The sequence below is a fragment of the Vibrio sp. MMH1-50 genome (assembly GCF_022347645.1).
Taxonomy (GTDB): Bacteria; Pseudomonadota; Gammaproteobacteria; order Enterobacterales; family Vibrionaceae; genus Vibrio; species Vibrio harveyi.
The window spans coordinates 14,932-35,078 of sequence record NZ_JAKRGG010000009.1 but is presented as its reverse complement, the minus strand read 5'-3'; the positions used below and the strand labels follow the sequence as shown (position 1 = coordinate 35,078).

19 protein-coding genes are annotated in these 20,147 nt (G+C 44.3%); 11 read left to right on the top strand and 8 right to left on the bottom strand.

Annotation, left to right across the window (positions count from 1 at the left end; genetic code table 11):
- The first annotated feature begins 62 nt into the window (after positions 1-62).
- Positions 63-968, top strand: a complete 906-nt coding sequence (locus MHO32_RS09280) for an EamA family transporter (RefSeq protein ID WP_239211356.1) — start codon at positions 63-65, stop codon at positions 966-968.
- Between the two features lie 99 nt (positions 969-1,067).
- On the opposite strand, the gene MHO32_RS09275 is transcribed toward MHO32_RS09280, so the two are convergent.
- Positions 1,068-1,619 carry an outer membrane beta-barrel protein gene (locus tag MHO32_RS09275; protein WP_005445404.1) on the bottom strand — a complete coding sequence of 184 codons (552 nt, stop codon included), beginning with the start codon at positions 1,617-1,619 and terminating at the stop codon, positions 1,068-1,070.
- A 27-nt stretch (positions 1,620-1,646) separates the two neighbouring features.
- Entirely contained in the window at positions 1,647-2,558 is a 912-nt protein-coding gene (locus MHO32_RS09270; RefSeq protein WP_017188571.1) for a VirK/YbjX family protein, read from the bottom strand.
- A gap of 590 nt (positions 2,559-3,148) precedes the next feature.
- On the opposite strand from MHO32_RS09270, the gene MHO32_RS09265 reads away from it, so the two are divergent.
- The 6 genes from MHO32_RS09265 to MHO32_RS09240 all read left to right on the top strand — a co-directional run bounded on the left by MHO32_RS09265 (position 3,149) and on the right by MHO32_RS09240 (position 9,927).
- On the top strand, positions 3,149-3,508 hold the full coding sequence (locus tag MHO32_RS09265; RefSeq protein ID WP_009696903.1) for a DUF3316 domain-containing protein: 360 nt from the start codon (positions 3,149-3,151) through the stop codon (positions 3,506-3,508).
- 233 nt (positions 3,509-3,741) lie between these two features.
- The gene (locus MHO32_RS09260; RefSeq protein ID WP_239211353.1) at positions 3,742-5,142 is read left to right on the top strand and encodes an FAD-dependent oxidoreductase; all 1,401 of its coding nucleotides are present in this window, start codon (positions 3,742-3,744) and stop codon (positions 5,140-5,142) included.
- Between the two features lie 113 nt (positions 5,143-5,255).
- Positions 5,256-6,380, top strand: coding sequence for a M14 family metallopeptidase (locus MHO32_RS09255; RefSeq protein WP_005445399.1), 1,125 nt, complete (start codon positions 5,256-5,258; stop codon positions 6,378-6,380).
- Positions 6,381-6,998: 618 nt separating this feature from the next.
- The gene (locus MHO32_RS09250) at positions 6,999-7,964 is read left to right on the top strand and encodes an OmpA family protein (protein WP_005445398.1); all 966 of its coding nucleotides are present in this window, start codon (positions 6,999-7,001) and stop codon (positions 7,962-7,964) included.
- A 115-nt stretch (positions 7,965-8,079) separates the two neighbouring features.
- On the top strand, positions 8,080-8,955 hold the full coding sequence (locus MHO32_RS09245) for a LysR substrate-binding domain-containing protein (RefSeq protein ID WP_239211349.1): 876 nt from the start codon (positions 8,080-8,082) through the stop codon (positions 8,953-8,955).
- A 186-nt stretch (positions 8,956-9,141) separates the two neighbouring features.
- Entirely contained in the window at positions 9,142-9,927 is a 786-nt protein-coding gene (locus MHO32_RS09240; protein ID WP_045487021.1) for a phosphotransferase enzyme family protein, read from the top strand.
- On the opposite strand, the gene MHO32_RS09235 is transcribed toward MHO32_RS09240, so the two are convergent.
- The gene (locus tag MHO32_RS09235; RefSeq protein WP_239211346.1) at positions 9,924-10,814 is read right to left on the bottom strand and encodes a LysR family transcriptional regulator; all 891 of its coding nucleotides are present in this window, start codon (positions 10,812-10,814) and stop codon (positions 9,924-9,926) included. The two genes, MHO32_RS09240 and MHO32_RS09235, sit on opposite strands and share 4 nt — an antisense overlap.
- 210 nt (positions 10,815-11,024) lie before the next feature.
- Here MHO32_RS09235 and MHO32_RS09230 point away from each other — a divergent pair, with 210 nt between their 5' ends.
- Entirely contained in the window at positions 11,025-11,261 is a 237-nt protein-coding gene (locus MHO32_RS09230; RefSeq protein WP_005445393.1) for a hypothetical protein, read from the top strand.
- A 214-nt stretch (positions 11,262-11,475) separates the two neighbouring features.
- Entirely contained in the window at positions 11,476-12,747 is a 1,272-nt protein-coding gene (locus MHO32_RS09225; RefSeq protein ID WP_005445392.1) for an Nramp family divalent metal transporter, read from the top strand.
- A gap of 86 nt (positions 12,748-12,833) precedes the next feature.
- Here the strand turns inward: MHO32_RS09225 and MHO32_RS09220 are convergent, their stop codons facing one another.
- Entirely contained in the window at positions 12,834-14,318 is a 1,485-nt protein-coding gene (locus tag MHO32_RS09220) for a peptide MFS transporter (protein ID WP_239211344.1), read from the bottom strand.
- A gap of 374 nt (positions 14,319-14,692) precedes the next feature.
- Positions 14,693-16,063, bottom strand: coding sequence for an L-serine ammonia-lyase (locus MHO32_RS09215; RefSeq protein WP_017817330.1), 1,371 nt, complete (start codon positions 16,061-16,063; stop codon positions 14,693-14,695).
- Positions 16,064-16,207: 144 nt separating this feature from the next.
- Here MHO32_RS09215 and MHO32_RS09210 point away from each other — a divergent pair, with 144 nt between their 5' ends.
- Positions 16,208-17,050 (top strand): YdcF family protein, encoded by an 843-nt coding sequence (locus MHO32_RS09210; protein ID WP_239211342.1) that lies wholly within the window; start codon positions 16,208-16,210, stop codon positions 17,048-17,050.
- A gap of 9 nt (positions 17,051-17,059) precedes the next feature.
- Here the strand turns inward: MHO32_RS09210 and MHO32_RS09205 are convergent, their stop codons facing one another.
- Together MHO32_RS09205 and MHO32_RS09200 are read right to left on the bottom strand one after the other, a co-directional pair.
- Positions 17,060-17,734, bottom strand: a complete 675-nt coding sequence (locus MHO32_RS09205; RefSeq protein WP_009696910.1) for a hypothetical protein — start codon at positions 17,732-17,734, stop codon at positions 17,060-17,062.
- Positions 17,735-17,993: 259 nt separating this feature from the next.
- Positions 17,994-18,254, bottom strand: coding sequence for a putative hemolysin (locus MHO32_RS09200; RefSeq protein ID WP_239211337.1), 261 nt, complete (start codon positions 18,252-18,254; stop codon positions 17,994-17,996).
- A gap of 260 nt (positions 18,255-18,514) precedes the next feature.
- Between MHO32_RS09200 and MHO32_RS09195 the strand changes: the two genes are divergently transcribed.
- Complete coding sequence (locus MHO32_RS09195) at positions 18,515-19,033, top strand: NUDIX hydrolase (RefSeq protein ID WP_005445385.1); 519 nt, start codon at positions 18,515-18,517, stop codon at positions 19,031-19,033.
- Between the two features lie 403 nt (positions 19,034-19,436).
- Here MHO32_RS09195 and MHO32_RS09190 read toward each other — a convergent pair whose 3' ends face one another.
- Complete coding sequence (locus MHO32_RS09190) at positions 19,437-20,114, bottom strand: lytic transglycosylase domain-containing protein (protein WP_033002550.1); 678 nt, start codon at positions 20,112-20,114, stop codon at positions 19,437-19,439.
- Between the last annotated feature and the right edge of the window lie 33 nt (positions 20,115-20,147).

The window sequence follows — 20,147 nt, the reverse complement described above, 5'->3', positions numbered from 1 at the left end:
AGTTTCTCATTATCTAAGGCTCCATCTCGGGGCCTTTCTTTTATTCAGACAGGAACATTGAAATGGATTTGTTGGCGATTGGTCTCGTCGTTTTCTCTGCTGTTCTTCATGCAGGCTGGAATATCCTTGGCAAAAGCAACTCTGGGTCTGGACTCGCGTTTACCATGGCCGCCAGCTTTTCTGCATGTTTCATTCTTACCCCTTATTTGATTTGGTATTTGGCAACCATTGGCTGGACATCATTACCGAGTGAGTTTTGGGGATTGCTGTTCATCAGCGGCATTTCACAAATGGTTTATCTGGTTGGTTTGATTGTCGCTTATAAGCACGCTGATGTGGGGGTGGTTTATCCGATTGCTCGGGCACTGCCAGTGATGATGGTCGGCGCAATCAGTGTTGCATTGGGACATGAATTATCTAGTCAGCAGTGGCTTGGATTCTTACTAATTACTCTTGGTTGTATGCTGGTACCACTGACGAACTTTCGTCAGATGACATTGGGTTCTTATTTGAACGTTGGTGTGTTCTGGGCATTGATTGCCGCAATAGGCACAACGGGTTACTCGGTGGTCGATAAAGAAGCGCTGAGTTTACTCACCGGACAAGCATCAGAGATCTTGAATGATCAGTACAGTGCAATTTTCTACTTGGGTGTGCAGTTTTGGGCGATAGGTATTCCTGCTCTTGTTTGGTGCTTAGTTACGGGTAAGCTAGATGAGATTAAGACAGCGTGGCAGATCCGCAAAACAGCCAGTATGGCAGGGGTAATGATGGCATCCACCTACGGCTTGGTGTTGTTTGCGATGACCATGACAGACAACGTAAGTTTGGTGGTGGCACTAAGGCAAATCAGCATCGTGTTTGGATTGTTTATGGGGATTTGGTTTCTGTCTGAGAAATGGTATCTCACTCGGGGTATTGGGGTTAGTTCGATTCTGGTGGGGATTATTTTGGCATTAACGCATTAACGCATTAACTAATGAGCGGGATATGCGCCCGTTAATACAAAAAAGAAAAGGCAGCGAATGAGCCTCTCGCTGCCTTTTGTATTAACCTGTAAGCCTTGTTTAGAAACGCAATTGCGCACCAAACATCACGCCGCTAGAGTCAAAATCGCTGTTTTTTGAATACACATATTCTGCATTCAAACCAAAGTGTTTATAGCTCCAGCCAATACCGCCAGCCGCTTCACCACCAACACTTGAGTGTTCGATGTTTTTGCTCTGACCGTTTACTTTATAGGTGTATTCGAGAGTGTAGAGAGTGACACCTGCCTTGCCGTAAAGCTCGAAGCCTGAACCCAGTGGATAGCTAGCATAGCCACTTAAGCGAGGTCCGGAGAAGCTCGTATCGGTGACTTCTGAAATCGGACTCACGAGTATCGAACCAATACCGTCAAACGCGCCTTTATAACCCGCTTCGATACCAAAGTTATGCGTTGGCATGTAGCGGTAATAAATCTCACCTAAGAACATGTCGCCTGATTCTTCGCTCGTCGGTGCGTCGTAGTTCACACCGCCATAGCCAATGTTTGTACCTATGATGTGCTCGCTGGTGGTTGCGTTAGCAGACAAAGAAAGTGTCGACAACACCAAAGCAGTAACGAATGAATAGCGCATAAACGTTTCCCCTTAGCTTTTAGCCTTTTAGTTTCTTAGGACTTGTTCGAAAGTGACTTTGGTGTTGTCTAGCCATTCGTAACGACGACGGTACATAGAACGTTTTGAACGAGACATACCTTCAATATCACGACGAGGTGCATTTACGTCGATAGAGTAGAAGTTACGGTCGTATTCTGTGCCACCAAGTTCTAGCCACAGCGCATCGTAATCGGTTTTGATTCTTCCTTTGCTGTAACGCTTAGCTGCGTAAGTGTGCGATTGAGTTTTTACTGCCAACAGTGTTTCTATGCCCCAAACCTGCGCAACGATAGCCAGCAATCCAACCATCAAGCTTTTCGGACGTTGACCGTATAGCTTACGCGTCAGCTTTTTGATTTTTGCGTTGTTTTCTTCACAGCTGCGTGGTCCTTGTAAACCACCAATCATGATGCATCGCTCGCCATTCTCATGACCCAAGCTGAAAGAAAGGGTATAGAAGTTGCCATCTTCTTGGCTATGCAGCACCAAGCTCATATCACCTTCTTTTTGGTAACGCGCTTCGTAAACCAAGCGGACCGAATACAAGATGTCGTCAATTTCAAATGAAGTCAGAGTTAGACCTTCCGCATCGGTGTAGATCTCTTGAATCAGTTCAGGCGAGATCAGGTCTGCTACCGAGTTGTAGTGATCGACAACAAGCGCAGAACGGTCGAAAGCAGGTCCATTCTTAATAATGTAAGGACGAAATGGCTTCTCTAAGAATCGGTGTGTACGAGTGCAAAGCAGTTCGAGCAGTGATGCTTCAATGTTGTCCGCGAGGTACTTAAACGACTTTCTGTAGAATAAAGCGCGTGCGATGAATTTTACGCGGTAGGTCCAAATTGGACGATAAATGTCAGCGTACTCATCAGAATAAATGGTTCTGCTGTGATCAAGGATGGATTTATTCATGGTCATTTCACTCCAAACTCATTTCCAGTTGTTCGGCTCTGTCAAAGAGGCGTGAGCGCTTGATATAAAACGCGAAAATAGGGCGATAAAAGAGAGTGGTCTTATTTCGCTCAAGCATTGACGGGAGCTGGTTTTGAACGGTGTTCTTTTGGCGAAGATTTTAAGAGAAAAAAGAAGCGAGGTTTGTATGGTTTAGTATGAAATTGTCAGAGCGTGTTGTTGTGCTCAGACAAACCCGTTGAGTGAGCTAATAAGTGGGTTCGTTTCTTTAGTAACCAATAGTCATTGTCACTATCTAGGGGGACTGAATGAGCTTTGAAGACAAACAAGCGATACACATCGTTGTTTTGAGTGCGAATCAAACCATTTTTGCGGAAGCAAGTATCTCGAAGTGAGTTAGGTATAAAACGTAATCTATGGATTTTTCTAGTGTTTATTTTTTTAGAGTCAAAGACGTTTAAAGAAAGCCGATAAATAAAATGAATTAATTTTAATCTTTTTTGAAATTAATTTTATTCGCTATAGGTCTCTATACGTACGCTACATTCATCGAGCACTTGGAACTCGATATTTAAAAGGTAAGTAAGGAGCATATTATGAAACGTTTAATCACTCTTGTTGGTCTCATTGCACTAACCGCTTCGCCAATTGCTGCATTCGCTGGTGGGTATCAATGGACAAATAACAGCAAATCGATTCAAGGTAATGTCGTCGACAGCAAGCAAGCTGCTTACGAGATGGGCTTTGAAATGATTAAAGAATATCAAGGTAAAACATCTCTACAACTAAGCAAAGAACTGTATGGCTCTTTTGCAAAAGTAGACAAAAATTCTTTCTCAATCACCGATAGTAAAGTTACGGTGGATGAGTTTCTACAAGATAACGGACAAATTGCCTACCAACCAATTTTAAACGTGAAATACGAATATCGTTTGAGAGAGTTAGGTAACCGTTAATTTATATTCTCGCTAGCTAATATTTATTAATTTCTGCTTTATCCTTGCTGTGTGTTATTTATAGGAATGTTGGGGGGCTTTGCTCCCCTTTTTTTATTGCTTAATTTATATTTATTATTAATAGGCAATATTTTCTAACGCTCAGCGTCAGGTTTTCTCGCTCGTTGATTCTCATGTTCGTTTGTAAAGTGGTACTAAAGCAAGATTGTGTGCCACTTTACAAAGGATACGGAATGACTCATCTCTCTTACTGGTTCAAGCAAGCTCTGGAAATGGAACAGCCAACGCCGTCATTGTCATTCCAACAAGATATAGCGACGGATGTGGCGATTGTCGGCGGTGGTTATACAGGTCTTTGGACTGCGATCATGATTAAGCAGCAATCGCCGGAAAAACAAGTCGTTGTGATTGAAAAAGGCTTGTGTGGCAGCGGGGCATCGGGCGCAAATGGTGGTTGTATGCTGACTTGGTCAACAAAGTTTCCAACATTGAAGCGCTTGTTTGGTGAACAACAAGCGGCATGGTTAGTAAAAGAATCGGAGCAAGCAGTCTTGGAAATTGAGGCGTTTTGTCAGCAGCATAATGTCGATGCACAATTATCCTTGAAAGGCGTTTACTACACGGCGACAAACCATGCGCAAACCGGAAGTATGCAGCCGGTCGTGGATGAACTTAAGCGGCTAAACGTGAATAGTTGGCGACATTGTCAGACTGAAGAGCTGCGAGAGAATGCTGGCTCGCCAAGGCATGTGGACGGTTTTCACTCTCCTATTGCCGCAAGCGTCCAGCCGGCTTTGTTGGCTAGAGGGCTACGTCGTGTTGCTATCGAACTGGGTGTTGAGGTTTATGAAAATACGCCAATGACGCGTTTAGATTATGGTCAACCTGCAACCGTTAGTACGCCTAATGCGAGCATCAAAGCGAAGCAAGTAGTGTTGGCATTAAATGCTTGGATGGTGGAACACTTTAAGCAATTTAACAACAGCATCGTTGTTGTCTCTTCAGATATGGTGATTACAAAACCTCTGGGTGACGCTTTGCCTCAATCAGGATGGCAAACGGGCTCTAGCGTGTTGGATTCACGTATCTTCGTCCATTATTATCGAGATACGCCAGATGGTCGTTTGATGTTGGGTAAGGGCGGCAATCAATTCTCTTACAATAACCGCGTCGACGTGATGTTTAATAAACCAACGCGCTATCAAAATCTGCTGCGTAAGTCGTTCGATAAGCTGTTTCCGCGTTTAAAAGGAACAGAATTCGCTTATTCATGGACGGGTGGTTCGGATCGCTCTGCTACCGGTTTCCCATTCTTTGGCGAGCTAGATAAACAGAACAATGTCTTTTACGGCTTTGGCTATTCGGGTAACGGTGTGGCTCAGACTCGAATGGGCGGAAAGATCTTATCTTCATTCGTATTGGGGCTAGATAATGACTGGACGCGAAGCGGTTTAGCCAGAGGACCATTAGGACAATTCCCACCAGAGCCTTTTCGTTGGACAGGGGCAATGATGGTGCGTAATGCCGTACGCCGAAAAGAGGAAGCAGAAGATAATGAGCAAACACCATTTATCTGGGATAAGTGGCTAGCAAAACTTGCGGGACCAGCAGGCAAAGCGGATAAGCTCGACTAAACTGAATATTTTGATCGCAAACGGATAGGGAAGAAGTGAAATCGTTAGAGGCACCTCTTCCCTTTGTGTTAGCCTCAGTCTTTCAAGCTCAGATGCAAAAGGTGAGTAATAGAATGAAAGTATTCAGCAACTTCGACAGCGGCAGCATTCACGTAGTGAAAGCAGACGACAAAAACGACATCCAACTTAAAATCCCTAACGACAACATGTCGGAATTCTACCAGTGGTTCCACTTCCGTCTTGAGACCGAAGCCGAGCAATCGCACACCATCAAACTACTTGATCTTGCGAAGTCGGCTTACCCAGAAGGTTGGCAAGGCTACGACGTTGTTGCGTCTTACGATCGTGAAGAGTGGTTCCGCGTGCCAGCAGAGTTCGATGGTGATACGCTGACTTTCACTGTTATCCCTGAGCGCAGCTCAATCTACTTCGCGTACTTTGCACCATACACGTACGATCGTCATCTAGACCTATTACACATGGCACAAAGTGCACACCACTGCCAGTTGGAAACTTTGGGTCACACGCTAGATGGCAATGACATGAGCTTGCTTACTTTCGGTGAGCCAGAAGAAGGTAAAAAGAAAATCTGGATGATTGCACGTCAGCATCCAGGCGAGACGATGGCAGAATGGTTCATGGAAGGCATGATTCAACGTCTACTGGATGAAAACGACACGGTTGCGCGTGCATTGCTAGAAAAAGCAGTACTTTACGTTGTACCAAACATGAACCCAGACGGCGGTGTTCGTGGTCACTTGCGTACTAACGCAGTGGGTGTGAACCTCAACCGAGAGTGGCAAACGCCATCAATGGAAAAGAGCCCAGAAGTCTTCTTGGTTCGTGAACGTATGCTAGAAACTGGCGTGGATATGTTCCTAGATATTCATGGTGATGAAGCTATCCCTTACAATTTTGTAGCGGGATCTGAAGGCATTCCTTCTTATGACGAAGGCATGGCTGAGTTGGAAAACGCGTTTAAACAAGCACTTCTGACGATTACACCAGAGTTCCAAGACGAGATTGGTTACGACAAAGATGAACCAGGTAAAGCGAACCTAACCGTTGGCTCTAACTGGGTAGCAGAGCAATTTAAATGTCTGTCTTACACTATTGAAATGCCATTCAAAGACAACAACAACCACCCCGACCCACTTTACGGTTGGTCTCCAGAGCGTAGTGTGTTGTTTGGGCAAGATATTTTAGCAGCGACGCTAGCCGTATCTGACAAAATTTAACGCAATTCGTTCACAGCCCGTACTTTGCGGGCTGTCTTTCCTGCCATTATTCTCTCCGCGTTCTCTATTAATGAGCTACTTTCTCCGCAGTTAAGACAAAAAATCTGCAATTTCTGATGCTTATGTGAGTCTCGATAAGTTGGATTTATCGTGTCGATAAAAAATCTAATTTAATTTAGCGATACTTATTCTGTTAAAGTCCATTTCGAGATTCTCGTCACAAAAATCATAACATCTCATAGGGGTAACAGCCTTGAGTGTGAGGTTGAAAGTAGGCACAGCCAGTTAAATTAGTTTTAAGTTGCTATGTAATTACAAGATGGAAGCCGGATAATTTTTATCGCGGAATCTTGTACCTACAGAGGTTTGCTCATCGTTATCTATCACTCCAATCGTTCAGGTTTAAACGCTTGGGACAAGACGTGGCAGATAGGTGTATCAAAATTCCAACCAGCGCTCCTAATGGAAATATCCCAATTAGAGCGTCATGCGATGATGCGTTAATAGAGATTGTTGGCGTAGTTTTAATCACTAAAAACAGTGCAGGTTCTGACTTTCTTGATGACAGCGTATGCTGGGGAAAGTAATCGGGTCGCCTTCGCATAAAGGAAAAAAATAATGAAAAAGATTGCTCTTGCAGTGGCTACCGTTCTTGCTGGTGGCGTAATGTCAAATGTTGCTCTTGCTGATACATACATCGGTGGCAAACTTGGTTACAACGCACTAAACGACGCATGTCACTTAGACGCACCATGTGATGACGATAGCTTTGCAGCAGGTATGCACCTTGGCTACAACTTTAACGAATACGTTGCAGCTGAATACGGCGTTGACTACCTAGGTAACTTTACTGCTAACTTCAACAAAGCTGGCAAAAACACTGTTGATGGCGACCTATGGGCACTGACTCTAGCTCCTAAGTTCAACCTACCTCTAACAGACTCATGGAACCTATTTGCTAAAGTAGGTGCTGCTTACATGATGGCTGGCGATGAGAAAGATTTCGTACCAACGGGCTCTCTAGGTGCTGAATACCAAATCAACTACAACTGGAGCCTACGCGCTGAGTACCAACGTTACCAAGACATGTCTGATGACATCATCGACGACATGGATTCTGACTTCTTTGGTATCGGCTTCAACTACAAGTTTGGTTCTGAGCCAGTAGTTCAAGAAGAAGTGGTTGAAACTCGTCCTGTAACTCGCATCGTTGAGCACGAATACCCAGCTCAAACTGCAACAGTACAATTTGGTCTAGAAAGTGCTGAACTACAAGACGCTTCTGCGTTCAACGGTACTGTTGAGCTAATGAACACTTACCCACAAGCTCAAGTTGAAATCAACGGCTACAGTGATACAACAGGTTCTGAAGCTTACAACCAACAGCTAACAGAGAAGCGTGCACAAGCAGTTGCTGATCACTTCCAAGCTGAAGGTATTGCTGCAGACCGTATGACTGTTAAAGGCATGGGCGAAGCTAACCCAGTAGCGAGCAACGAAACTCGTGAAGGTCGTGAACAAAACCGTCGTGTAGAAGTTGTTGTTCCTGCGTTCCAATACCAAACAACTGAAGAAGCTAAATAATCCACCATTAGCTTAATGATTCTAAAAGCCAGCGTTTGTCGCTGGCTTTTTTGTTTTCATCGAAATGTCACAGCTCTGACTTACACTTTTCGTGTTCTTTTGTTTGGAGCTACAGATGCAGAACTTACCCCCACTCAATTCTTTAAAAGCATTTGAAGCGACGGCAAGATTGCGCAGCTTTACTAAAGCTGCTGAAGAGCTCAATGTCACCCGCGCAGCGGTTAGTCAACAAGTGAAATCTCTGGAAATGTATCTAGATGCCACTTTGTTTGAACGCAATGGCGCACAACTCATTTTGACCCAAGCAGCACACGATTACTTGCCCGTGGTTAGCAATGTATTCCAGAGTTTGTTCGCCGCAACTCAACACCTTTTCTCTCGCCAAAAACAGACCCAGTTAACGTTACACGTGGCGCACAGCTTTTGCTCCCAATGGTTGATACCTCGACTCGCTGATTTTCATCGCCAGTATCCTGAAGTGAGTTTTAAAGTTTCTACTACCGCAAATGCAGTGCCGAGTAATAGCGACATCGCGGATGTGGAAATCATTAATGGTTATGGTGATTGGTCTTCGCAACACGCAACGCAACTCACGCAAGAGAACTGGATTTTGGTGGCAAGTCCGGGGTTTCTTTTACTAAATCCCGTTTCTGAACTGGTTGATCTTGTCCGTTTGCCGAAACTTGCGACTGGTGGTTATCAGGAAACATGGCAAGGTTGGTTTGCGTACCAAGGGCACGAAGGAGGGAGCGTAAAGTTAGCGGGAGAATTTGAACATTCTTTGTTGGCTATTGAGGCTGCGGTGAATCAGCTAGGTGTCTTATTAGTGCGCGACTTGTTAGTAGAAGATCATCTTCAACAAGGTACTTTGGTCCAAGTAGGTCATTGGTCAATGCCAAGCCGAGGCGCACATCATATGATCGTTCGTTGTGGCGAGAAGCCGCATGTCAAAGCCTTTACTCAATGGCTAGTAAAAAGCTTACAAGCGTAACCAGATGTCCAAGCGATTTTCGGGCTATCGGGGGGCAAAATGACAAGATGAGCACGAACTGAGATAGAGCTAACAATCTGAAACATTATCAACCGTCATGACCAAAGTTCGGGTGCTAAGATGACAGAGTACGTTTCATGTCGTCATCACTCACAGAGCATGCGCTCTGGTTATCAAGGAGCAGTAATGGAAGCGTTAGAAGGGGGCAGGGATAATGCCATTTATCGTAAAGGTAATTTGGTCAGTAGACCAGCTAGCCACTGGACGATGACCGTCCATCAATTACTCCAACATCTTCATCAACATGGTTTTACTGCATGTCCAAAAGCAGTGTCGATTGAGGGCGGGAAAGAGTTGCTGACCTTTGTTGAGGGTGACAGCTATAACTACCCGTTAGAAGGACCGATTGCTTCGCTCACTGCGTTGAAATCTGCCGCAAACCTGCTCCGTTGTTATCATGATGCGTCGGAGAGTTTCCTTAAACAGCATGATCAAGATGTTCATCATTGGATGTTGCCAGCTCGCTCGCCGCAAGAAGTGATTTGTCACGGTGATTTCATGCCTTATAACGTGGCTTTAGATGGGGATGTCGTGAGCGGCGTATTTGATTTCGATACCGCTCATCCTGCGCCGCGAATTTGGGATATTGCTTTTTCTATATACGGTTGGGCGCCATTTAAGACTGATGAAGATGACAAGATGGGCACGTTAGAAGAACAAATTCGACGAGCCAAAATCTTTTGTGATGCCTATGGCTGCTCCCGATTAGAACGCGAAGAGTTGGTGGAGGTAATGACGTTGCGCTTAACGGCGTTAGTCGATCACATGCGCACGATGGCAGCCAATGGTGATGCCCAGTTTCAAGCCAATATGGAAGATTGTCACCATACGGCTTATTTACAAGATATCGAATACCTCAACAAACACCACCAAGCGATTACTTTGGGCGTATTGGGAGAAATCAAATTTTAGTCTGGCTTGGTGTGCCTTTTGATGATGGATTGAATCACACTAAACAGCCATTGGTTTTGTGGGTCGTGCTGCTGAGAACGTCGGCAGCTCATCACAAAGCTCACGCCGAGCTCTAAACCATTTGGAAGTTCGATGCTACGGCATGATTCAGGAACGTTACCACTCATCGTAATACCGAAATGGTCGGTGTTCATGATGATGCTGTGAATCATGGCAGGATGTTCAATCTCAACTTTTGGATCAACATGAAAGCCGATGTTTTTTAAGCGATCCAAAAGTGGGTATTTATGATCGTTCCAACCAGGCGTCTTGAACAAAACAAAGGTATAATCGCCCAACGATTGGAAGTCCTTGGCAGGATGATCTTTGCGTACAAAGAATACCGCTTTGCCTTTTCCCAACTCTTTTTGTGCGATGGATTGAGGTAGATCTTCATCAAAGTAATGAATAGCAATGGCGTTCTCACCGTCAATGATGCGATTGCGAGCATCAGCCCCCCACCTTAAAAATGCATAATTGGCATGCGGCGCTTGCTTGAGCAACTCTAGGTAAAGTTTATCGCCAAAACGATCCCAAAAAAGTGTGTTGGCGTAGATTGCAACATCGCCAGTATAGAGCGGCGGGGAAAACTCTTGGGGTTTGATTGCATCTGCGCTCGCCAAGATTTGCTCGAAATGAGGCATATTGGTTTCCACAAATGAGGTTGGTTCAAATCCATTTTTGGTTTGAATGAACAGAGGATCGTCCAGTTGCGCTTTCATTTTAGTGAGGTTTTTGCTGATGGCGCCGGAGGTTTTTCCCATTGATTCCGCGACCAAGCGAACGTTGCGCAGATCGTACATGCGCTTTATTACCAAGACGTTCTGCATATCTAGATTGATTGTCATTCTTTTACTCCAGCCAACGTTTGCTACGGCATCATAGCGCTGCCTCAACAGCGGAAAGACAGGGAATGGTCAATTCTAAGTTTATGGCAAAAAAGCCTTTTTCTAACAGGGATTTCCATTTGGTAAATTCGGGTTTTCCTCGTGCTACTTGGGCGGCGTTGCTAAAGTTTCTATATCGAAATGATGTACCACAAACAACAGAGGTGACGTATGAAAAAACTAATCGCACTAGGCTTAATGGTTTGTTCAGTAAATGTGGCATTCGCTGGCGATGGGTCATACACAGGTACCATTGATATGACAACAAGCCAAGCTAACCAAGTTGATGTGGAACGCGCAGATTCTAACCTGACTCTAAAAGGTCGAAATGATGCTGCTTATGGTGGTGTTATGATTCAAACAGACGCTTCTACTCAACCGATCCAACTTCGCGGTCGCCGCGACTAAATGGTCGAAATCTCCTTACTTTCAATGCCGCGTTTAACGCGGCATTGTTGTTTATGACACTTCTAGATTTAAAGTTATTCTGATAGCTTTTATTTATCGATAATTGAAAATTAATTGTTGAAATCTTAATTACCATTTTTGTGCACCTAAATGATATTGATTCTCATTTAGGTTGGCGTATGATTTTCTCTATCGACGAGAGGGGAATACGCTCATGAATGGTACGTCCAATAATTTACACGCTACAGCGATACAAACAACGGCGGCACAAAACGCGTCAGCCTTTAACAAAATAAAACGCAAGTTACTCATGTTAGGTCCAGCGTTTATTGCTGCAATTGGTTACATTGACCCAGGTAACTTTGCAACGAATATTGAATCGGGATCTTCATTCGGCTATCAACTGCTTTGGGTTGTGCTTTGGGCAAACCTCATGGCGATGTTGATTCAGTATTTGTCCGCTAAACTTGGCATTGTTACAGGCAAAAACCTCGCAGAACACTTACGCGACCATCTACCCAATAAATGGGCAGTGGGTTTCTATTGGATTCAGGCTGAAATCATAGCGATAGCAACTGACCTAGCGGAATTTATTGGTGCAGCAGTCGGCTTTCAGCTTGTCTTTGGTATCAGTTTGATGGAAGGGGCGTTGATCACTGCCGTTGCGACAGTGATGATTCTGACGCTTAACCAGAAAGGTCAAAAGCCGCTAGAGGTGGTGATTGGTTCGCTTCTGATGCTGGTTGCGGTTATCTACATTGCGGAATTGTTCTTCGCTCACCCCGCTGGCGGTGAAATGGCAAAAGGTTTGTTAACCCCAACATTTACTAACTCGCACCAAATCTACCTTGCGGCAGGCATTTTAGGCGCAACTGTGATGCCTCACGTGATATACCTTCACTCGGCATTGTTCAAAAACAACTATGGTGAAAGTACGAAAACACGTCTTCGTACTACTCGTTTTGACGTGTTGATTGCGATGGTAATAGCGGGCTTTGTGAATATCGCTATTGTGGCGATGGCAGCAGCTGTTTTCCATTACTCTGGTAACCAGCATGTAGCAGAAATTGAAACCGCGTACATGACGCTGACCCCACTCGTAGGTAAAGCTGCCTCTGTGCTATTTGGTGTGTCTCTGATTGCTTCGGGTTTATCTTCCACAGTAGTGGGAACCATGGCAGGACAAGTCGTGATGCAAGGCTTTGTACGCTTCTCTATTCCAATGTGGTTGCGCCGCTTCATTACCATGGCGCCATCATTTGTGGTGATTGGTTTGGGTATGAACACCACTGATATTTTGGTGATGAGCCAAGTGGTATTAAGCTTCGGTATTGCGCTGGCGATTATTCCACTGCTTATCTTTACCAACAGCGAGCGCTTGATGGGCGAGTTCAAAAACAACAAATGGGTATCTTATTCGGGTGTGGTTATCGTCACTCTTGTACTGGCATTGAACGCGTATTTGATGTTTACGCTTGCTGCATAGCCAACGCTCGCTAAGCGACAAATCTCTGTCGATAAAAAAACGGAAGCCAATTGGCTTCCGTTTTTACATTTAGGTGAAGAGGAATATTAGTTTTGTACGTTAGCCTCAACCATTTCCAATTCAGCTTCACTGCGTTTGGCAGCTTCAAGCATTTTGCGGATGATGAAAGAAGCACCTAGTGCGATAGCAACCATTACAACAGCGAGCACGGTTAGCAATTGGAAGTAATCACCGTAGACGTGTTGTACGATTTCTTGGGTGATTTCTTGCCCTTTTTCTAGAGCGATAGAAGTCGAGAATGCAGCACCAACAATACCACTCAGCGCGATAGCAACAGAGAACAAGCTTACTGAGAAGTTTTCAATGTGCTTCGGTGCAACCGATAGGATAAATGCAACGACCATTGAGCCTACAATCACTTCTGCAATTGCTTGGAAGAAGTGAATCGCTAGGAAGATCTCAGGCATGATGATTACGTCTTCGCCCACTGTGGTTACAGCGAAGGTTAGGATGCCGAAAGCAATCGCTGTTAGCACGAATGCCAACGCAATTTTAGTTGCTGTAGATAGGTGAATATCGCGTTTTTCTAGCACACCAAAGAAGCCAGCTACGATAGGACCACCAACCATACACCATAGCGGGTTCATCGCCATTGCAGCTTCAGGTTCTAGTGGAATAAAGCCAAATAGGGAACCTTTTAGTGTGTTGATCGCCACCATGTTCATTGAAGTCATCATTTGACCGTAGTAAACGAAGAAACACGTGGTTAGGAAGGTTACGATAAGGATGGTACCCATCTTCAATGATTCCGCTTTGCTTGCTTTCAACATCAAAGAAACAAAGTAAAGAATTGCTGCACCACCAATGGCGTAAACGATGTTTTGACCGATATCCATGTTTGAGAACATGAAGAATACCAACGCAATCATCGCCACAGAAATAAGAGCAAAGAAGATCCAGTTTTTGATGCTAACGGTTTGTTTGTCTAGATCTGATGCGACACCAACCAAGCCTTTGCGGAACACAAGTAGCATAACCAGTGCTGCGCCTGCCATTACTGCAGAGATGGTGAAACCGCCATTAAAGCCAATCACCAATACAATCATTGGGAACAGGTATTGACCTAGGAAGGCGCCTACGTTGTTCACTGAGTAGTTGATTGGATAGCCTTTCTCAAAGTCTTCTTGAGACTTAAAGGTACGTTTGTACAAGCTAGGGTAGGAAGGTGACATCAAACCACGACCGTAGCTTGCTAGTGCGATACCACACATAGACAGTGGTACGTTGGTAGCCGAAGCACCAAGAACAAGCAGCGCGTAACCAGATGTGAATGCTAGGAAGGCAATCGATAGAGAACGGTAAGCTCCTAAAAATTTGTCAGCGATGAAACCGCCAGCAATCGCAAATAGGGGACCAATCGCAGAAAAGGCACCCACGATCATCATGGTATCAGCTTCGTTGTAATTCAGATCCTCTAAGAAAAAACGCGTTAGACTGACTAACACGCCGTAGAATGATAAGCCAAACATCATTTGGCAGAACATCATAGATTTATTTAGTTTATTCCACATAATTAAATACTCACTATTGCGAGAAAGGTAGTTATTATTTCTGTTAAATGTTACTTAAACGCTATGTTACATATTGAAACAATTGTCGCATAAAACGAATTTAATGCACTAAATTTTCTAATGCGAAACGTTTGCCTTGCTAATGTATTGTTCTAGATCAACTAGGAATTATGTGAATAAATGACTAAAAAATAACATTTTATAAGACTATTATTCTTTAGTGATTTTTAAGGTTTTGAAAAGACGTTGAAATAATAAGCAGTCGAGAGTGAGGTGGGAGATAGCGTGATTTTTATTCAGGAATAAAGACGTTGGCGGAATTTTATCCGCCAACAATGAAAAATATTAATTAGCAAACGCTGAAATAAAGTATGCTATTCGCAAGGTGGTGCCATGTGAATCACTGCCAGACCGCCGAGTGACGTCTCACGATATTTCTTGTTCATGTCTTTACCTGTCTGGTACATGGTTTCGATAACTTTATCTAATGAAATAAGACATTTGCTAGTGCGTTTTAACGCCATGCGTGATGCATTGATGGCTTTCATTGCGCCCATCGCGTTTCGTTCGATACACGGAACTTGAACCAAACCACCAATTGGATCACAAGTCATGCCAAGTGAATGCTCCATAGCAATCTCAGCAGCAATGCAGATTTGCTCGTTGCTGCCACCACGCAGGGCGGTTAAACCTGCTGCTGCCATAGAAGAAGAAACGCCGACTTCTCCCTGGCATCCGACTTCTGCACCAGAAATCGAAGCGTTGGTTTTGTACAAGATACCAATCGCCCCAGCCACAGCTAAGAAGTCTTTCAGTTGTTTGTTGTCGAGCTCTTTGATGAAACGATGGTAGTACATGAGTACCGCGGGGATGACGCCAGCTGCGCCGTTGGTCGGCGATGTGACCACCTGACCGCCAGCCGCGTTTTCTTCACTTACTGCGAAAGCAAATAGGTTTATCCAATCCATGATCTCCATTGGATCGTTTTCTACTGCTGCGTTAGCTTCAAGCTTTTTGAGTAGGTTAGGTGCTCGGCGTGTGACGTTTAACCCGCCTTCAAGAATGCCTTCGGTGTCAAAGCCACGTTGCATACACAACGACATTACTTTCCAGATCTGTTCTGCTTTTTGATCGATCTCTTCTTGCTCACGGAAAGCCAATTCGTTTTGAAGGATCATCCCCCCTAAGCTAAAGCCGTTTTGCTCTGCTTTTTCTAACATCTCGTCAGCAGAGGTGAAAGGGTAAGCAACTTGGATTTCTGCCTCATTGCCACCGTTTTCTAGCTCGGCAGCAGTGGCAATAAAGCCACCACCGATGGAATAGTAAGTTTCAAACGCCACTTGCTCACCAGCAGCATCAAAAGCCGTGATGGTCATGCCGTTTTCATGAAGAGGAAGGTTATCGCTGTGGAAGACGATATCGTGCTCATAGCTAAACACGATTTCATGAACACCTGCGACAGAGAGCGTGCCGTGTTCAATGGTATGTTGTAGCGCGCTTTTCGCGCTCGTCATCTTGATAGTGTCGGGTTTATTACCCATTAGCCCTAAGACGGTAGCACGATCCGTGTGGTGCCCTTTACCGGTGAGCGATAAAGAGCCGTAAAGGTCGACTTGCACCTTGTGCACTTTCGCCATAGAGTCGCTAAGCAATTGAGTGAAATGGTAACCTGCGAGCATAGGACCATTGGTGTGGGAGCTAGAAGGACCGACACCGACCTTAAAAATATCGAAAATCGACAGCATAATTGACTTCCTTTCTTTGCGGACCTTTGTCAAGGTCTCTAGAACGACATTGTTAATTAGATGTTAATGCCTGAAAGAGTATTGGCAAAGCAAATTTTTGTATACAAATTGTTCGCGAAAGTATGAGTAATTGAGATCTCGGTAATGAAGTTAAACAAGGTAGTGATCATTCTAGGTAAGCGTTTGGTGCATGATCAGCTCAGTGCTGAAGGGCGCTCACGTATGGAAGCTTTAGTTTCCGTTTTAAACCAATGGGATTTTGAGTCGACGGCATTGGTTTTTTGTGGAGGGGTCACTCATGGTCAAATGATCTCTGAAGCGGATGCGATGTATCAGTATTTTGGTCAGCTAGCCAAGGTTAGGGGAATAGACTTTCCTGATCAGCAAGTCATCATCGAGAATCGTTCCCTGAATACCGTGCAGAACATGCAAAATGCGGCAAAAGAGCTACTGAAAAGTGGGTTATGTCCAATGGGACAAGCTATCGAAGTCATACTGCTTTCCAATGACTACCATTTAGAGCGCATTATTGAGATCCAAACCTTGATGGATGAACAAGGCTTATTACGAGTATTGAAATCGCGTTGTGCAGACATGGGAATAGAGCTCACTGTTTCACTAGATATCGCTGAGCATATCAGTGTGCCATATCCAAACTCAGGCACTCAGGCAGATGCGTTTCTTTTATTTGATGAACTGACGACTTATCGTGTTTATTTGGAAGGGGTGAAAAACAAGGCATTTAAGCGAGACTTGGCTCAAGTACAAGCGAAGCCATTAGCGATAGCTTTAAAAGCAATAGAAAAACTCCAAACTTTGCCTTTAACACAAGACGTTAAAAACCAAATCGCAGAGATGAAAAAGGCCATCGAAATGACGACCTTTGATGATTCAGTTTTTGCAGCGCAACAAGCGTTGGCTGTATTTCATCCGATACTCACGGCGTTAAATCAACGCCTTGACCCAGAAGCGAGTGTATCGGAATGAAACTCAGGTTTACTGGCGTTTAAGTTCACGACGAGTACGAACTGCGCTTAGTGCAATAAGGCTGTAGCACAATAGCTCGATGCCTTCTTCAGAGATGTTTTTCACATCACGCACGTAGTGCTCACCCATAACGTGTTGCCAGAAACTTCCCATTCCGTATAAGCGAGAAAATACCACCAATAAAACAACAGAGCCAATGAGCAGTTTCATGTATGGCGACTGAAGTATAACCGCCATCTGATTCACGGTACCTTTACCACCTTGGTAAGCTTTTGCACATGCGAGTGCTGTTACTGCTAAGGCTGGGAATACCCAAGAGCCATGGTGAATCATATCAAACCAGTAATCCATTTCGCGGATCATCAATACCGCAAAAAAACCAGAGATAAGGATCGCGGCGTGCGATAAGTGAGCTTCTTGCTTGGAAACGCGATAGAACGACCAAGAAGCGACGGCTAACATGATCAGTTGTAGCGTTTCAGTGATGGATGTTTCACCCAAGCTTGAGCCCAGTAGAACGTAATCTACGCGAATACTCAGGTTCACTAAAATACTAATCGCGATGATGGTCAATGCACTCAACATCGCTTTGTAGATAACGCGCTTTGATTCTTCAGTAATTTTTGAGTCTTCAACAAGGTTGGATTGTGCCGATTCGACTTGTTTGACAGTATCTATTTTCATCCTGACCACCCGCTCCAATAAAAATGTGGAAAAAACGTGAAATTTCGTGATGTGCGCGAGAAATTTTATTGCCCAAGTGGAAAGTAATGTCAGAGGAATGTCAGAAATAAAACGGCGTTCGATATGGTGTCGCTATGCGGTAAGGCTGGTAAATAAAGGACTAAGTGTCAGAAATCTGGAATGTTTAGATAAAATAAAAAGGAGCATGAAGCTCCTTTGTTGTGGATTGTGCAATCTTAGATTGCGTAAATGTTAACCATTATGACTCAGCGTCTTCTTTGTGGTTTTTACGGTAATATTCCCACTGCTCAACACGCTCATTTTCAGACAATAGGCAGTAAGTTATGCGTTCACCGTTTTCTGTCACTGTATCTAGTTCACCACCTTGCTGCACGCAGTATACTGCTGCTGGGTTTGCTGCTGATGTGTATTCGTTTGAGCGAGTTGCACCTTCATAAGTAGAACAACCTGCCAACACCATTGCTGCCGCCACCGCCGTTACTAAAGCCGTCTTTTTCATTCTTGATCTCCGCGTGGGAATTACGAGTAGTGTGTTGATTATAGGAGAGTTTAAGAAAAATACTGTCTTATGTTTGTTAAAAGCACGACGCTTGAAAGGGAATTCTGTGTAATTTTAGAATTTGCTCACTGTTCGTCTGTATATCCAAGTATCTCAAGGTTATCTTGGGTGGCATTGTTGTAGGCTTGCGCAAATTGAAACTTGGGAATAGTTATGAATTTCGGTAGTATGCGCGCAAAACATTCACAGCGGATCCTGCGATGAGACACTTAAAAACAACTACGCACCCAGACATCGAACATTTGGATGACAAAATCATCTTTCAGCGTAATGCAGCACGTGCCATTGTGCTTGATGGTGAAGATGTTCTTCTCCTCTACACTGAACGTTACCACGACTACACTCTGCCGGGTGGTGGTATTGATGAAGGCGAAGACGTGATTGCAGGTTTGGTTCGTGAACTCGAAGAAGAAACTGGTGCGAAAAACATTCACAACATTAAGCCATTTGGTATCTTTGAAGAGTTTCGTCCTTGGTACAAAGACGATGCGGATGTGATGCACATGACGTCATACTGCTACACGTGTAAGATTGATCGTGAGCTAGGTGAAACGTCTTATGAAGATTACGAAGTGAAAAACGGCATGCGTCCAGTTTGGATGAATGTGCATGATGCGATTGCGCATAATGAAAAGACGATGGCAGAAAGCCCAAAGAAAGGAATGAGCATTGAACGCGAAACCTTCTTGCTCCAACTAATCGCAAAAGAGTTGTTGTAATCACCCTACGGTCAAAGTTGTAACTTCCAGCCAATAAAAAAGTCCGAGCTCCCCCCCGGAACCCGGACTTATTCCAGACGCGCAAGCGAAGCGTCATCTCGATATTCTGTATTTTGTTTCAATCTGTAAAAACAATAGCGGTTTTATATTTGTTGTGTAAATAATTAATAGGTCTAACCATTGTTTTTCACTGAATTTGCACCCGTAATGTGATGCATCTCTACTCAATACACAAGCACAAATTGGTGAATTATCAGCAAACCACTGCTCTTTCTTATCTTTGAGATACATTACCTTAACTTTTATGCACGCGTTTGCATCGAGATCACGAGTTTGCAAATTGGCAGTACAGGATCTTGTATTTTTACGAACACCTGACATTGTCGAGTTTTAGTGATGGGTGTCACAATTCGACCAGAGGTGGTAATCGACTAAGGTCTATAAGCGGTTTGGTGTAGATAGATGACTGGTCGGAAAATAACAGCAAAGGCTGAAAAGAATCCGTACGAAGTTGTTGTACATCAACCAAGCGCTCTAGTGCGTAGAAGCGGTTGACGTACTCTTGTGTTTCATTGGGTAAAGTGAGCGCATCAAAATTTCGACTACCCGCATTTTTCATCGCCCTTGATACGCGTCCCTCGCCCGCGTTGTAAGCTGCTAGAGTCAGTGCCAAGTCTTGATCAAACTTCTCATACAGGAACGCCAAGTATTTCAACGCCGCTTGAGTGCTGGCTTTGGTATCAAACCGTTCATCATCGGTGTCTGATACTTGTAAACCAAATCGTGTCGCTGTGGCAGGGATTAATTGCCATAGACCCGCAGCATTCGCATGTGAGACGGCTTGAGGGTTATAAGACGATTCCAACATGGGCAACAAAACGAATGTGGGCGGTAACGACTGTTGCTTAAGCTGTTTGAAAATATGATCGAGCAATGGGCGAACAGAATCGAGACGTTTGGCAATTTGGCTCTGGTAGGGCGCGAGCACTTGATATTGTTGGGTAATGGTTTCTTCGTTGGGTTTGGCTATTGAGAGAGAAGAAAAGCAGGTGAGCCAAAACGCAAAAAAGCCCACAGTAATCGACCTGGATGGAGGAAGATTCTGTAGGCAAGG